The organism is Corynebacterium senegalense (genome assembly GCF_900411315.1).
Taxonomy (GTDB): Bacteria; Actinomycetota; Actinomycetes; order Mycobacteriales; family Mycobacteriaceae; genus Corynebacterium; species Corynebacterium senegalense.
Map to the genome: position 1 here is coordinate 842,888 of NZ_LS990887.1, position 13,584 is coordinate 856,471.

Here is a 13,584-nt window from a genome sequence, read left to right on the forward strand (position 1 = left end):
ACACACCACACCCACACACCAAAAACACACCACACGGACGTGCCCAAGCATGCAGGGCCTAAGGAAACAACACACAAACGCGTATCATCCCAGACACCCGACAGCGCACCAACATACCCGTCCACAAAAGACCACTCGCTTGCAGGCAACAATTGCACACCACACGCACAAAGCACCACACACAATGATGCCGGCATGCCTCCACCCGGATTTCAACAAAAAACGCGGCAGCACCACACACGGGCACTCAACCACACACCCCACAACCGTGGGGCACACAAAAACAAAAACTCCTTAGAAAGGAGGTGATCCAGCCGCACCTTCCGGTACGGCTACCTTGTTACGACTTCGTCCCAATCGCCGATCCCACCTTCGACAGCTCTCTAACGAGTTTGAGCCACTGGCTTCGGGTGTTACCAACTTTCATGACGTGACGGGCGGTGTGTACAAGGCCCGGGAACGTATTCACCGCAGCGTTGCTGATCTGCGATTACTAGCGACTCCGACTTCATGGGGTCGAGTTGCAGACCCCAATCCGAACTACGACCGGCTTTCAGCGATTAGCTCATCCTCACGAACTCGCGCACGCGCTGTACCGACCATTGTAGCATGTGTGAAGCCCTGGACATAAGGGGCATGATGATTTGACGTCATCCCCACCTTCCTCCGAGTTAACCCCGGCAGTCTCTCATGAGTCCCCACCACAACGTGCTGGCAACATAAGACAAGGGTTGCGCTCGTTGCGGGACTTAACCCAACATCTCACGACACGAGCTGACGACAACCATGCACCACCTGTACACCAGCCACAAAGGGAAAGACCATCTCTGGCCCGGTCCGGTGTATGTCAAGCCCAGGTAAGGTTCTTCGCGTTGCATCGAATTAATCCACATGCTCCGCCGCTTGTGCGGGCCCCCGTCAATTCCTTTGAGTTTTAGCCTTGCGGCCGTACTCCCCAGGCGGGGCGCTTAATGCGTTAGCTACGGCACGAACCCCGTGGAAGGGACTCACACCTAGCGCCCACCGTTTACGGCATGGACTACCAGGGTATCTAATCCTGTTCGCTACCCATGCTTTCGCTCCTCAGCGTCAGTTACTGCCCAGAGACCTGCCTTCGCCATCGGTGTTCCTCCTGATATCTGCGCATTTCACCGCTACACCAGGAATTCCAGTCTCCCCTACAGCACTCAAGTTATGCCCGTATCGCCTGCAGTCCCACAGTTAAGCCGTGGACTTACACAAACGACGCGACAAACCACCTACGAGCTCTTTACGCCCAGTAATTCCGGACAACGCTCGCACCCTACGTATTACCGCGGCTGCTGGCACGTAGTTAGCCGGTGCTTCTTATCCAGGTACCGTCACTTACGCTTCGTCCCTGGCGAAAGGAGTTTACAACCCGAAGGCCGTCATCCCCCACGCGGCGTCGCTGCATCAGGCTTGCGCCCATTGTGCAATATTCCCCACTGCTGCCTCCCGTAGGAGTCTGGGCCGTATCTCAGTCCCAATGTGGCCGTACACCCTCTCAGGCCGGCTACCCGTCGACGCCTTGGTAGGCCATTACCCCACCAACAAGCTGATAGGCCGCGAGCTCATCCCATACCGCAAAAGCTTTCCACCACACCACCCACGATGCAGTCCTATCCGGTATTAGACCCAGTTTCCCAAGCTTATCCCGAAGTACAGGGCAGATCACTCACGTGTTACTCACCCGATCGCCACTCCATTACCCTGCAAGCAGGGCCTTTCCGTTCGACTTGCATGTGTTAAGCACGCCGCCAGCGTTCATCCTGAGCCAGGATCAAACTCTCCACAAAAAATGCTTCAGAAGAAACAGGCCGTGAAAAGCCCAAAACCCAACCAAAACAAACCACCACACCCAACACCCACCAAAAAGCAGGCACCAAGCGCGCTGGCAATCCACAAAATTACCGGCCACCCCTCCCCACCCTGACGAGGGAAAAAACAGGGAAAGGCAACCAAAAAAGTATCTGTCACAAACGCGAATCAATCACGCACCATGCAAACACCAACAAAGCCGCGCCCCATCAAATGGTTCAGGCACAACCCACCGGCACACACCCACCACCACAACAGCAGCAGCAAGCACACACAGCACACAACCAACCCACAAACAAAAAAAGTACATTGGCACACTATCGAGTTCTCACACAACACACGCACACCCAACACAACCCAGCAAAAACCAGGCCAGTCAAGCAGCAAGAGATGAATCTACACAACCAGTAACCAAAAGTCAAAATCGAAGTAAACAACAACCCCGACAACCCTCGGAAACCACCGTTATGCACTTAAAACATCCCACTCACCCCAACCGAACCAACCCGGCCGCGGCGACGAGGAGAAACATTAACCCCAACCCACCAACAACACAAACCCGCAGGTGAATGGCGTTAAATCGGCGTCGATAGGCTTAGTGATAGGTCGCGATAGGACCGTGCGGACCCTCGATGACCGTGACCTCCGTGTTGAAGATCTCGGTGAGCAGGTCGTCGCGCATGATCTCGGCGGGCGTGCCGAAGGCGGCGATCTGGCCGTCCTTGGCCGCGCAGATGTAGTCGGCGTATCGCGCGGCAAAGTTGATGTCGTGGAGGACGATGATGATGGTGCGGCCGAGGTCGTGGGCCGCGTCGTAGAGGTGGCGCATCATGTCCACGGAGTGGGCGATGTCGAGGTTGTTCAGCGGCTCGTCGAGAAGCACGTAGTCGGTTTCCTGGCACAGGACCATCGCCACGTACGCGCGCTGCCGCTGCCCGCCCGAGAGCTGGTCGAGGTAGCGGTTCTCCAGCGGCTTGAGGCCGAGGAAGTCGATGTACTTCGAGATGATCTGCTCGTCCTCGGCGTTGAGCCTGCCCCGGGTGTACGGGAAACGGCCGAAGCCGACGAGCTGGCGCACCGTGAGACGGGTGACAAAGTGGTTCTCCTGCCGCAGGATCGAGATGATCTTGGCCAGGTCCTTCGACTTCGTCTCGGTGACGTCCATCTGCGCGATCTCCACCGTGCCGGAGTCCACGGCGAGGAGCCGGCCGATCATGGTCAAGAGCGTCGACTTGCCGGCGCCGTTCGGGCCGACGAGGGCGGTGATGCCGCCGGAGGGGATCTGCAGGTTGACGGGTCCGATGGCGACGTCGTCGCCGTAGTCCTTGCGGACGTCGGTAAGCGTGATCACAAGCGCCCCTTTCTGAGGATGACAACGAGGAAGGTGAGCCCTCCCACCAGCTCGATGATGATGGACACCACGCCCTGCGCGTAGAAGATGTGGTTCATGATGAAGTACGCCCCGCTCAGGATCACGAAGCCCAGGAGGAAGGCCATCGGGAAGATGTAGCGGTGATCGTAGGTGTCCGTGAACAGGTACGCCAGGGTGGCCACGAGGAAGCCGAGGAAGGTCATCGGCCCGACCAGCGCGGTCGACACGGACATGAGGACCGAGACGAGCACGAGGGTGAGAATCGCGTGGGCGCGGTGGCTCACCCCGAGGTTGACGGCCACGTCGCGGCCCAGCGCGAGGATGTTCAGCCGGCGCGAATTGGCGTACATGAGCGCCACCGCCACGAGGACCAGCGGGATCGCCACCGGGTAGTACTGCGGGTCGGCGTTGTTGACGGAGCCGAACATGCGCGCCGTGAGCACGTCGAACTCGCTGGGCGTGAGCATGCGCTGCATGAACGTCGACAGCGAGCCCAGCCCGCCGCCGATGACGATGCCCACGAGCAGCATGGCGTGCATGTTCGAGCTCGAGTCCGCGAGCAGCCACGAGTACAGGATCAGCGAGAGCCCCACCATCAGCACGAGCTGGGCCACGAACATCTCCATCGTGCGGGCGTTGTTCAGCCCCGCCGCGCCGAGGAAGTAGACGGTGGCGGTGTGAATCGCCACGTAGAGGGACTCGAAGCCCATGATGGAGGGCGTGAGGATGCGGTTGTTGGTCACCGTCTGGAAGGCGACGGTGGCCACGGCCTGGCACAGGGCGACGATGAGCATCGCCACCACCGAGTTCATTCGCCGCTGGGCGATGAGCCAGTAGCCGCGGGTGCCGAAGTCCACGGGGTTGTCGTAGCCGATCAGCCCCGCGACAAACAGCGCCGCGAGGACGATGAGGCCGGCCATCGCCAGCCAGTATCGCCTTTTGCTTGTCGACGTCTGAAAAGCGCCGACGTGCCTACGGTTAACGTCCACGGCGCGTCTGCCTCACAATCAGTGCCACGAACACCACGGCGCCCACGACGCCGAGGATGACGGAAACGGGCATCTCGAACGGCGCGATGATCGTCCGCCCGAGCAGGTCGCACACGGTGACGATGCCCACGCCGAGGACGCACACCCAGGGCAGGTTGGAGCGCATGTCGTCGCCGCGCAGCATGCTCACGATGTTGGGCACGATGAGCCCGAGGAAGGGCAGGTTGCCCACCACCACCGTGACCACCCCGGACGCGACGGCGACGAGGCCGGTGCCGACGAGGACGATGCGGCCGTAGTTCAGCCCCACGTTCGTGGCAATGTCCTCCCCCAGCCCGGCGACCGTGAGCTTGTCCGCGTAGAAGAACACCGCGACGACCACCAGGAGCACGACCCACAGCACCTCATACTGCCCCGAGATGACGCTGGTGAAGGAGCCGGCGAACCAGACGCCGAGCGACTGCAGCAGGTTCGTCTGCAGCGCGAAGAACGTGGAGATCGAGCTCACCACCGCCCCCAGCATGATGCCGACGATCGGCACCACCAGGGAGCTGCGCAGCGTGACCCGCCGCAGGAACAGGAAGAAGACCATGGTGCCCACGAAGGCGAAGATGACCGCCACCACCATCCGCACCAGGATGGACGCGTGGGGCGCGAACACCAGCGTGGTAAGCAAACCCAGGCCGGCCCACTCCGTGGTGCCCGTCGTCGTCGGCTCCACGAAGCGGTTCTGCGTGAGCATCTGCATGATCAGACCGCTCATCGCCATCGCCGCACCCGCCAGCACGAGCGCGATGGTGCGGGGCACGCGCGTGGCGCGGAACATCTCCCAGCCGTCGGCGCTGCGCCAGATGTCGTACTGACCCACGAAGAGCGAGACGACCAGAAGGGCTGCGACAGCACCAACACCCGCCAGAAGCTTCCAGCTCAGAAGCGCGCGGAGCGATGTTCGGGCCATACTCGGGGCTCCTTCCCTTTTCAGTACACGCACCCAGTTGCCGTGGCTGCAATTACACCACAGTTGAGTTTCCTAAATACGCCCGGGGTGTGCATGGTGCGCGCCCGCCCCGGTGGCTGAATCGGGGCGGGCGCAAGATTTCGTACGTAGCTTTCCCGCTACCCCTGCTTCGCGGCCTCGAAGGAGTCGGCGAGCTCGTTGAGGATCTCGGTGTAGGTGATGATCGACTCGTTGGTGTAGGTGTCAGCCGGGGCGACGTAGACGTGGCCCTCCTTCACCGCGGTGACGTTCTGCAGCGGGGCGGCGTCGGCGATGACCTGCTTGGCGGCCGGGGAACCCTCGTCGGAGCGGGTGCCCGCGTCGCGGTCGAGGACGAGGATCCAGTCCGGGTTGGACTGCGCGATGGCCTCGACCGAGATGTCGTCGCCCTGGTGGTCGTCGGAGGAGTTGGAGACCTCGAGGGAGGGCTTCAGGCCGAGCATGTCGAAGATCGGGCCCCAGACGCGGCCGATGCCCGGGGCGACGTAGCCGAGCTCGCCGCCGGAGGCGTTGAGGGCCATGACGGTCTGGTTCGGGTCGTAGGCGGCCTTGGCCCGCTCGATGGCGGCGGTGAAGTCGTCGACAAGCTTCTGCGCCTCCTCCTGCTTGCCGAAGACCTCGCCGAGGGCCTCGGTCTGGCGGATGAGCTCGGCGTCGAGGCTCTCGCCGTCGCGCGGCTCGAAGTCGAGGACGACCGCCTCGGGGACGAGCTTCTCGATCTCCGGGTCGTACTCCTGGAAGCGCTGGCCCGAGACGACGACGTCGGGGTCGGCGGCCACGATGGCCTCGAGGTTGGGCTCGCGGTGGTTGCCGATGTCGATGATGTTCTCGTCGTCGCCGATGCCCGGGATCGTGGTGGGAACGAGGGCGCGGGCGGCGGCGACCGGCTTGATCCCCCACGCGTCGAGGATCTCGAAGGAGCGGTTGTCGAGGGCAACGACCTTCTTCGGCGGGCTCGGGACCTCCTTCGTGCCGGTGTTGTCCTCGACAGTGACGGTGCCGGCGGACTCGGCGGCCTGGCTGCTGCTGGCGGAGGAGGACGAGCTGGCCCCGTCCTCGGCGGTCGAGCAGGCGCCGAGGCCGAGGGCCGTGGCGGCGACAACCGCGACGAGCGCGGTGCGGGCAGAGAATCGGGACATGGGATCCGCTCCTTTGACGTTCGGGAACTTAGGTAAGGGTTACCTTGGAAAAGGTACAAGGCCGCTGAAAGTTAGCCAATCCTTACCCCCGGCCTTTCACGTAATTACAGTACACACGTGTTTCCTAAATGCGGGGCGGGGGTAGCCGGAAACGGCCGCAGCATAAAGGAGAACCCCCGGCCACAACCTTGTGACCGGGGGTTTCGGTGGAGATGCCGGGAATTGAACCCGGGTCCTCCATTACCGCACCAGGGCTTCTCCGTGCGCAGTTCGCGCGACGCCTCTGCTCGGCCCTCCGGATCAGGCGAACATGTCCGGATGACGGGCCCAGTTGGTGTGAGGTGTCCCTTCCGAGCCCCGCCAACAAGGCCGGAAGGCAAGCCCCCTAAGTCGATGCCAGGTACCGGGACGGGGGCGAGCCCGGCCTGACAGACACGCGGTCGCTACTTAGGCAGCGAGGGCGTAGTCACGCTGAGAGTTCTTCTCTGCGTTTATTGTTTGCTGCGACGCTCACGGTGGTCTCCAGCCTGCACCGGCACGCTTCCCCTGGATTGATCAATGGAGTCGAAACCAAAATCATCCCCATTGCGCTACGGCGGGATATGCATTGACCGTAGGAGAGATAACTCTAGCGCCCTACGGGGCGATGCGCAAGAACTCGAGGGTCGCCCCCATCGCGGCGGCGTCGACGGCGAGGCGGGCCGCCCTCGCCACGGCCTCAGCCGGCATCTTCGGCCGCTCGTCCGCGGCGATCATGTCCGTGTCGGTGCGGCCCGGGTGCAGGGAGGTGACGCGGATGCGCCCGGCCTCCTCCAGGCGCAGCGCCTCCGTGAAGCCGCGCAGCGCGAACTTCGTCGCGCAGTAGGCCGTGCCGCCCTCGAAGCCGTGGAAGCCGGCGCCGGAGTTGATGGTGATGAGCAGGCCGTTGGAGCGCCGCAGAGCGGGCAGGAGCGCCCGCGTGAGCTCGATGCCGGCAAAGACGTTGACCTCGAAGGCTTCGCGCCACTGGGCGTCGTCAAGCGATTCGAAGCTCCCCTTCGGGTAGAGCCCGGCGGCGTGGACGAGGACATCGAGTTCCTCGATCCCCGCGGCGGCCTCGCGGATCGCTGCCGGGTCGCGGAGGTCAACCTCGAAGGGCTCGGCCGAGCCAAGCTTGGCGACGACCCCGCTGGCGTCCCCGCTCGCACCCGCGTAAACGTGGTGATCCCTGCCCAGCTCCTCGGCGATGGCCCGGCCGATGCCGCGCGATGCGCCGGTGACGAGTGCCTTTCTCATGCCTTGATCCCCTTGAACTTCCTGCCCAGGTCGCGGGCGATCTCGCGGTCCTCCGTGCGGCGCTTGATCGCCTGGCGCTTGTCGTAGTCCTGCTTGCCCTGCGCCAGACCGAGCTCGACCTTCGCCTTGCCCTCTTTGAGGTAGAGCGACAGGGGAACCAGGGTGCGGTTGCCGTCCTTGATCTTGCCCTCGAGCGAGTCGATCTCGCGGCGGTGCAGCAGCAGCTTCCGGGTGCGCCGCGGGCTGTGGTTCGTCCACGAGCCCCGCGAATACTCCGGGATGTGCAGGTTGCGCAGCCACACCTCGCCGTTGTCGATCGTGGCGAAGGCCTGGACCAGGCTGGCCCGGCCCTCGCGCAGCGACTTGATCTCGGTGCCCACGAGAGCGATGCCCGTCTCGTAGGTGTCCAGGATCGTGTAGTCATGCCGCGCCTTGCGGTTCGACGCGATCACGTCGCCGGGGGTCTGCTTCTTCTTTTTCTTGGCCATAACCCCTCACAGTCTACCCGGGGCGTCCAGCGGGCTACTTGCGCACGTAGCTGCGCAGTGCCACCTGCGCCGCCAGCCCACCCAGCACGACCGCCGCGAGGGTGACCAGCGGCATCACCGTCCAGACGTTCGAGTCGGGCACGCGGGCCACGAGCTGCGAGGCGTAGAGGTCCCCCAGCATCGGGTCGACGAGGAAGCGCTTCGAGGCCCACGCCACGATGGTGCCGACCACACCGCCGATGAGCACCGAGATAACCGCCTCGAGCACGAACGGGGCCTGGGTGAACCAGCGCGAGGCGCCGACCATGCGCATGATGCCGATCTGTTCGCGGCGGTTGAACGCCGCCAGCTGCACCATGTTGGCGATGAGGAACACCGCCGCCACCGCCTGCGCCGCCGCGACGAGGAACGCCACGTTGCGGAAGGTGTCCATGGTGTGGGCCGCCTGGCGCACGGTGTCGGCCTGGTCGGTGACGACGGCGACCTGCGGCATGTCGCGGATGGCGTCGATGGGCGCGGTGTCCGCGGGGTCCTTCAGCCGCACGTGCAGCGCCGCCGGCAGGGCGTCGGGGCTCGTCTCGCGGACCAGCTCTGGCTCGGTGTCCTGGAACAGCTCGACGAAGCGCTCGTAGGACTGCTCGCGGGAGCGGAACGTCACCTGCTCCACGCGGTCGTCGCCCTGCAGGGTGTCGCGGACCTCCCTGCACTCCGCCGAGGAGCAGTCCTTGTCGGAGGAGGAGATGGCCTCGTCGAGTTCGACCATCACCTCGACGCGGTCCAGGTACAGGTCCTTCGTCTCGGCGGTCGCCTGCGAGATCATGATGCCGGCGCCCACGAGCACCAGCGACAGCGCCGTGGTGATGATCAGCGCGATGGTCATGGTGATGTTGCGCCCCAGGCCGCGCAGGCCCTCGCGCACGATGAAACCCCAGTTCATTAGCGGCCCTCCGTTCCGTACACGCCGTGCTTGTCGTCGCGCACCAGCTTGCCCAGGTGCAGTTCCATCACGCGCTGGCGCATGTCGTTGACGGCGCGCGCGTTGTGGGTGGACATCACCACCGTCGAGCCGAGGCGGTTGATGCGGGCCAGAAGCGCCATGATCTCGTCCGCGGTCGCGGGGTCCAGGTTGCCTGTCGGCTCGTCGGCAAGCACGAGCGGGGGGCGGTCGACGAAGGCGCGCGCGATCGCCACGCGCTGCTGCTCGCCGCCCGACAGCTCGTTGGGCATGCGGTTCGCCTTCGCGTCCAGGCCGACAAGCTCGAGCGCCTCGGGCACGAGCTTGGCGATCTTCGCCTTCGACTTGCCCGTCACCTCGAGCGCAAACGCGACGTTGTCGTAGACGTTGAGCTTGGGCAGCAGGCGGAAGTCCTGGAACACGTAGCCGATGGACTGCCGCAGCGCGTTGACCTCGCGGCCCTTCAGGGCGTTGACGTGGAAGTCGTTGAAGTAGATGTCCCCGCTGGAGACGTTCTCCTCGCGGATCATCAGCTGCAGGAAAGTCGACTTGCCCGAGCCCGAGGGTCCGATGAGGAAGACGAACTCGCCGTCGGCGATCTCGAAGGAGACGTGGTCGAGCGCGGGGCGGGTCGAGGTCGGGTAGATCTTGGTGACGTCCGAGAATCTAATCACCCGCCCCACCCTACCTGTTACTGGTGTGACAGAAAACTACTCACTTTCGGCCATCCGCCAGCGGATGCCCGACTCCAGGAACCCGTCGATGTCCCCGTCGAGCACCTTCTGCGGGTCCCCCACCTCGTAGTTCGTGCGCAGGTCCTTCACCATCTGGTACGGGTGCAGCACATAGGAGCGCATCTGGTTTCCCCAGGAGGCGTTGCCGCCCGCGCCGAGCGCGTCCATCTCCGCCTTCTCCTCCTGGCGCTTGCGCTCCAGCAGCTTCGACTGCAGCACGTTGAGTGCCGAGGCCTTGTTCTGGATCTGCGACTTCTCGTTCTGGCACGTCACCACGATGCCCGTCGGGATGTGGGTGATGCGCACTGCCGAGTCGGTGGTGTTCACCGACTGCCCGCCCGGGCCGGAGGAACGGTAGACGTCGACGCGGATCTCCGAGTCGGGGATGTCGATGTGGTCGGTCTGCTCCACCACCGGCAGCACCTCCACCTCGGCGAACGACGTCTGACGCCGCCCCTGGTTGTCGAAGGGCGAGATGCGCACCAGCCGGTGCGCGCCCTGCTCCACCGACAGCTGGCCGTACATGTAGTCCCCGTGCACCACGAAGGTCGCGGACTTGATGCCTGCCTCCTCCGCGTAGGAGATGTCGTAGACGTCGACCTTGTGGCCGTTCTTCTCCGCCCAGCGCACGTACATGCGCATGAGCATCTCGGCCCAGTCGGCGGCGTCGACCCCGCCGGCGCCCGAGCGGATGTTCACCACGGCCTCGCGCTCGTCGTACTCGCCGGAGAGCATGGTCTGCACCTCCAGGGAGGAAACGGCCTCCTCGAGGGCGGCGAGCTCCTCGTCGGCGAGCGAGGCGTCGCCCTCCTCCTCCGCCAGCTCGTACATCACCGGCAGGTCGTCGACCCGCCCGCGCAGGGACGAGACCTTGCGCAGGCGCGCCTGGACGTTGGACAGCTCGGTGGTGACCTTCTGCCCGTGCTCGGGGTCGTCCCACAGGGAGGGGTCACCCGCCTGCTGCTCCAGCTCGCGCGCGCGTGCCCCGAGCTCGTCGAGATCCATCACCTTCTCGATGGTCGTGAGCGTGGAATCGAGGTCCTGGATGCGCGAAGAGGTCTCGGGATGCATAAGGCCCCACTTTAGCGGAGCGCCCATAATGGGAAGCATGCCAACCACCGAAGAGTTCATCGAAGCCCACCGAACGTCAGATGACGCAGAGCTTGCCGACGCCCTCGTCACCCACGCCGGCTCCCTCGCCCTGCGCATGCGCGACGCGGACCCGGGCGGCCTCGACCTGGGTTACAAGACCTCCGTCTCGGACGTCGTCACCGACGCCGACCGCGCCGCCGAGGAGTTCGTGGCCGCCGCGCTGGCGCGGCTGCGCCCCGCCGACGGGATCCTCGGCGAGGAAGGCGCCGCGAAGGACTCGCAGTCCGGGCGGGTCTGGGTCATCGACCCCGTCGACGGCACCTTCAACTTCTCCCAGGGCTCCGACTACTTCTGCTCCGCGCTCGCCCTGACCGAGGGCGACGAGACCCTCGTCGGCGCCGTGCACCGCCCGGCCACGGCCACCACCTGGCTCGCGGCCGGCGGGAGGGCGACGCGCAACGGCGTCGAGCTGGGGCGGCTGGAGGAGGCGTCGTTAGGCGAGAAAGCTCTGGTCACCTACCTCCACCCCACTTTCTTGCGCGACGACGAGATCCGCGGGGCGTGGCTGCGCGCGGCGCGCGACGCGGCGACCCTGCGCATGCTCGGCGCGGGCTCCGTCGACCTTGCCTCCATCGCCTCCGGGCAGTTCGGCGGCTGGCTTCAGCACAGCGTCGCCGACTGGGACTGGCTGCCGGGCAAGGCGCTCATCGAGGCCGCCGGCGGATCCGCCGTCAAGGTCGACGCTGGGGGCGTGACCTGGTGCGTCGCCGGAAACCGGCGGATCGTGGAGGAGATAACGGCTAGGCTTGACGGACATGTCTGATACCCCCAGTTACGCCGACGACCTCGCCCTGGCCCTCGAGCTGGCCGATATCGCGGACGCGATCACGCTCGACCGTTTCGAGGCCGCGGACCTCACCGTCGAATCGAAACCCGACATGACGCCGGTCTCCGACGCCGACCTCGCCGTCGAGGAGGCGCTGCGGGCACGGCTGGCCGAGGCGCGCCCGAGCGACGCCGTGCTCGGCGAGGAATTTGGCGGGGACGCCACCTTCGAGGGGCGCCAGTGGGTCATCGATCCCATCGACGGCACCAAAAACTTCGTGCGCGGCGTTCCCGTCTACGCCACCCTCATTGCGCTGCTGGTCGACGGTACCCCCGTCGTCGGCGTCGTCTCCGCCCCCGCCCTGGCCCGGCGCTGGTACGCCTCCGCCGGGTCGGGAGCGTGGCGCACCTTCAACGGCGGGGCGCTGAAACGCCTGGAGGTCTCCGCCGTCTCCGAGCTCGCCGACGCCTCGCTGTCCATGTCCTCCCTCGAGGGCTGGGCGGAGCGCGACCTGCGCGACAACTTCATCGGCCTGACCGAGAAGACGTGGCGCCTGCGCGGCTACGGCGACTTCCTCTCCTACTGCTTCGTCGCCGAGGGCGCCGTGGACATCGCCGCCGAGCCCGAGGTCTCGCTCTGGGATCTCGCCGCCCTGTCCGTCCTGGTCACCGAGGCGGGCGGACGGTTCACCTCCCTGGCCGGGGAGGACGGCCCGCACGGCGGCGACGCGGTGGCCACGAACGGCCGGCTTCACGACGCCACCCTCACCGCCCTTAAGGGAGCCTGAACCCCCGTCCGGGCTCGGACTTGCCGTCCATGTCCGTGAGCACCGTGTCCATGCGCGTGCTCAGCGTCGGCGTGTGCAGCGCACCCTGCAGCGGGCTGTAGCAGGGCACGTTCGCGCCCGGGGGCAGCACCCCGCCCGTGACCAGGCCGACGACCCGGTCGCCCGCGACCAGCGGGGCCCCGGAATCGCCGTACATCGCGCACACCTGGCTGATGTTGTCGCGCCCGTAGTCGTAGAAGGTCATCCCGCAGGTGCGCCCCGAGGCGACGCCCTCCTTGCACACCACATCGCCCGGCGCGGCGGGCTCCCCGCCCAGGGAATTGACGGTGACCCCGTTGTAAGAGCGGCTGACCTCCGTGTTCGAGCCGAGCTCGATGACCGAGTAGTCCAGGTCCGGGTTGGTGGAGACCACCGTGCCGGACACGCCGAGCTGCGGCGAGTCCGCCGAGGCGACCGGGGTGCCGGGCTCGCCGCAGTGCCCTGCGGTCAGGGCGATCTTGCGCCCGGCCTCGTCGTAGCCCGCGACCGCCACGGTGCACATGCTCCCTCCCACGTAGACCGGGGTACCGGGACCGTAGAGGGAGGCTCCCTGCTCCTTGGCGGCGTCGGACTCCGCGGGGATGCGCGGGGCGTCGTGGTAGGAGCCGGGGACGCGGTGCAGGACCTCGTCGGCGAAGGGCTTGCCGGCCAGGACCTTCGAGGCGGGGTCGGAGGCCCACACGTAGTTCGGGTCGACGTAGTCGGGGTCCGCGTTGTCGCCCGGCTGCAGGCCCAGCGGCTCCGGGTTGGTGCCGGGGACGTCGAAGCCCTCCGGCTCGCCGAGAGCACCGACACGCTGGGCAACTTGGGCGACCTGGGCAACTTGGGCATCGACCTGCTGCTGGGCGCGCGAGGTGGCGTCGTCAAGCAGCTGCCTCACATCGGGCACCTCCTGACCGTGCGCGGCGGGGGCTCCAGCCCCGGCGGCGAGGACAGTGGCAAGAAGCAGCGCGAGGCTGCGCCCGTGGAAACGGCGAGGCATGTGGTGCTTTCCCTTCGGCTCGGAGGTGCTCAATGGTGAACCCTTTTCACTCTGCCAAACACGCGCAACT

Annotated in this window: 12 protein-coding genes, 1 rRNA gene and 1 other RNA gene; 2 read left to right on the forward strand and 12 right to left on the reverse strand. The window is 65.5% G+C overall.

What is annotated here, in order from left to right:
• Positions 1–298: 298 nt before the first annotated feature.
• From DYZ02_RS04115 to prfB, 11 genes are all read right to left on the reverse strand, one after another.
• Positions 299–1,817: ribosomal RNA gene (locus DYZ02_RS04115) — 16S ribosomal RNA — on the reverse strand.
• Positions 1,818–2,434: 617 nt separating this feature from the next.
• A complete protein-coding gene (locus DYZ02_RS04120; protein WP_115685104.1) occupies positions 2,435–3,190 on the reverse strand; it encodes an iron ABC transporter ATP-binding protein in 756 nt (251 codons plus the stop codon).
• On the reverse strand, positions 3,187–4,131 hold the full coding sequence (locus DYZ02_RS04125) for an iron chelate uptake ABC transporter family permease subunit (RefSeq protein WP_115685105.1): 945 nt from the start codon (positions 4,129–4,131) through the stop codon (positions 3,187–3,189). The genes DYZ02_RS04120 and DYZ02_RS04125 overlap by 4 nt, the downstream gene beginning before the upstream one ends.
• Before the next feature lie 58 nt (positions 4,132–4,189).
• Positions 4,190–5,158 carry an ABC transporter permease gene (locus tag DYZ02_RS04130; protein ID WP_115685106.1) on the reverse strand — a complete coding sequence of 323 codons (969 nt, stop codon included), beginning with the start codon at positions 5,156–5,158 and terminating at the stop codon, positions 4,190–4,192.
• A 158-nt stretch (positions 5,159–5,316) separates the two neighbouring features.
• Positions 5,317–6,336 (reverse strand): siderophore ABC transporter substrate-binding protein, encoded by a 1,020-nt coding sequence (locus tag DYZ02_RS04135; protein WP_115685107.1) that lies wholly within the window; start codon positions 6,334–6,336, stop codon positions 5,317–5,319.
• A gap of 204 nt (positions 6,337–6,540) precedes the next feature.
• Positions 6,541–6,920: a transfer-messenger RNA gene (gene ssrA / locus DYZ02_RS04140) on the reverse strand.
• Between the two features lie 52 nt (positions 6,921–6,972).
• Complete coding sequence (locus DYZ02_RS04145) at positions 6,973–7,611, reverse strand: SDR family NAD(P)-dependent oxidoreductase (RefSeq protein ID WP_115685108.1); 639 nt, start codon at positions 7,609–7,611, stop codon at positions 6,973–6,975.
• Positions 7,608–8,099: an SsrA-binding protein SmpB gene (gene smpB / locus DYZ02_RS04150; RefSeq protein WP_115685109.1), complete on the reverse strand. Its 492-nt coding sequence runs from the start codon at positions 8,097–8,099 to the stop codon at positions 7,608–7,610. Before smpB ends, DYZ02_RS04145 begins: the two co-directional genes overlap by 4 nt.
• A 34-nt stretch (positions 8,100–8,133) precedes the next feature.
• Positions 8,134–9,036: a permease-like cell division protein FtsX gene (gene ftsX, locus DYZ02_RS04155; protein WP_115685110.1), complete on the reverse strand. Its 903-nt coding sequence runs from the start codon at positions 9,034–9,036 to the stop codon at positions 8,134–8,136.
• Positions 9,036–9,728 (reverse strand): cell division ATP-binding protein FtsE, encoded by a 693-nt coding sequence (gene ftsE, locus DYZ02_RS04160; RefSeq protein WP_115685111.1) that lies wholly within the window; start codon positions 9,726–9,728, stop codon positions 9,036–9,038. The genes ftsX and ftsE overlap by 1 nt, the downstream gene beginning before the upstream one ends.
• A 36-nt stretch (positions 9,729–9,764) precedes the next feature.
• Positions 9,765–10,859 carry a peptide chain release factor 2 gene (gene prfB / locus DYZ02_RS04165; protein ID WP_115685112.1) on the reverse strand — a complete coding sequence of 365 codons (1,095 nt, stop codon included), beginning with the start codon at positions 10,857–10,859 and terminating at the stop codon, positions 9,765–9,767.
• Positions 10,860–10,896: 37 nt separating this feature from the next.
• On the opposite strand from prfB, the gene DYZ02_RS04170 reads away from it, so the two are divergent.
• Together DYZ02_RS04170 and hisN are read left to right on the forward strand one after the other, a co-directional pair.
• The gene (locus tag DYZ02_RS04170; protein ID WP_425451002.1) at positions 10,897–11,703 is read left to right on the forward strand and encodes an inositol monophosphatase family protein; all 807 of its coding nucleotides are present in this window, start codon (positions 10,897–10,899) and stop codon (positions 11,701–11,703) included.
• Positions 11,696–12,493 (forward strand): histidinol-phosphatase, encoded by a 798-nt coding sequence (hisN, locus tag DYZ02_RS04175; RefSeq protein ID WP_115685114.1) that lies wholly within the window; start codon positions 11,696–11,698, stop codon positions 12,491–12,493. The genes DYZ02_RS04170 and hisN overlap by 8 nt, the downstream gene beginning before the upstream one ends.
• On the opposite strand, the gene DYZ02_RS04180 is transcribed toward hisN, so the two are convergent.
• On the reverse strand, positions 12,480–13,514 hold the full coding sequence (locus DYZ02_RS04180; protein WP_115686368.1) for a S1 family peptidase: 1,035 nt from the start codon (positions 13,512–13,514) through the stop codon (positions 12,480–12,482). The two genes, hisN and DYZ02_RS04180, sit on opposite strands and share 14 nt — an antisense overlap.
• Positions 13,515–13,584 lie beyond the last annotated feature (70 nt).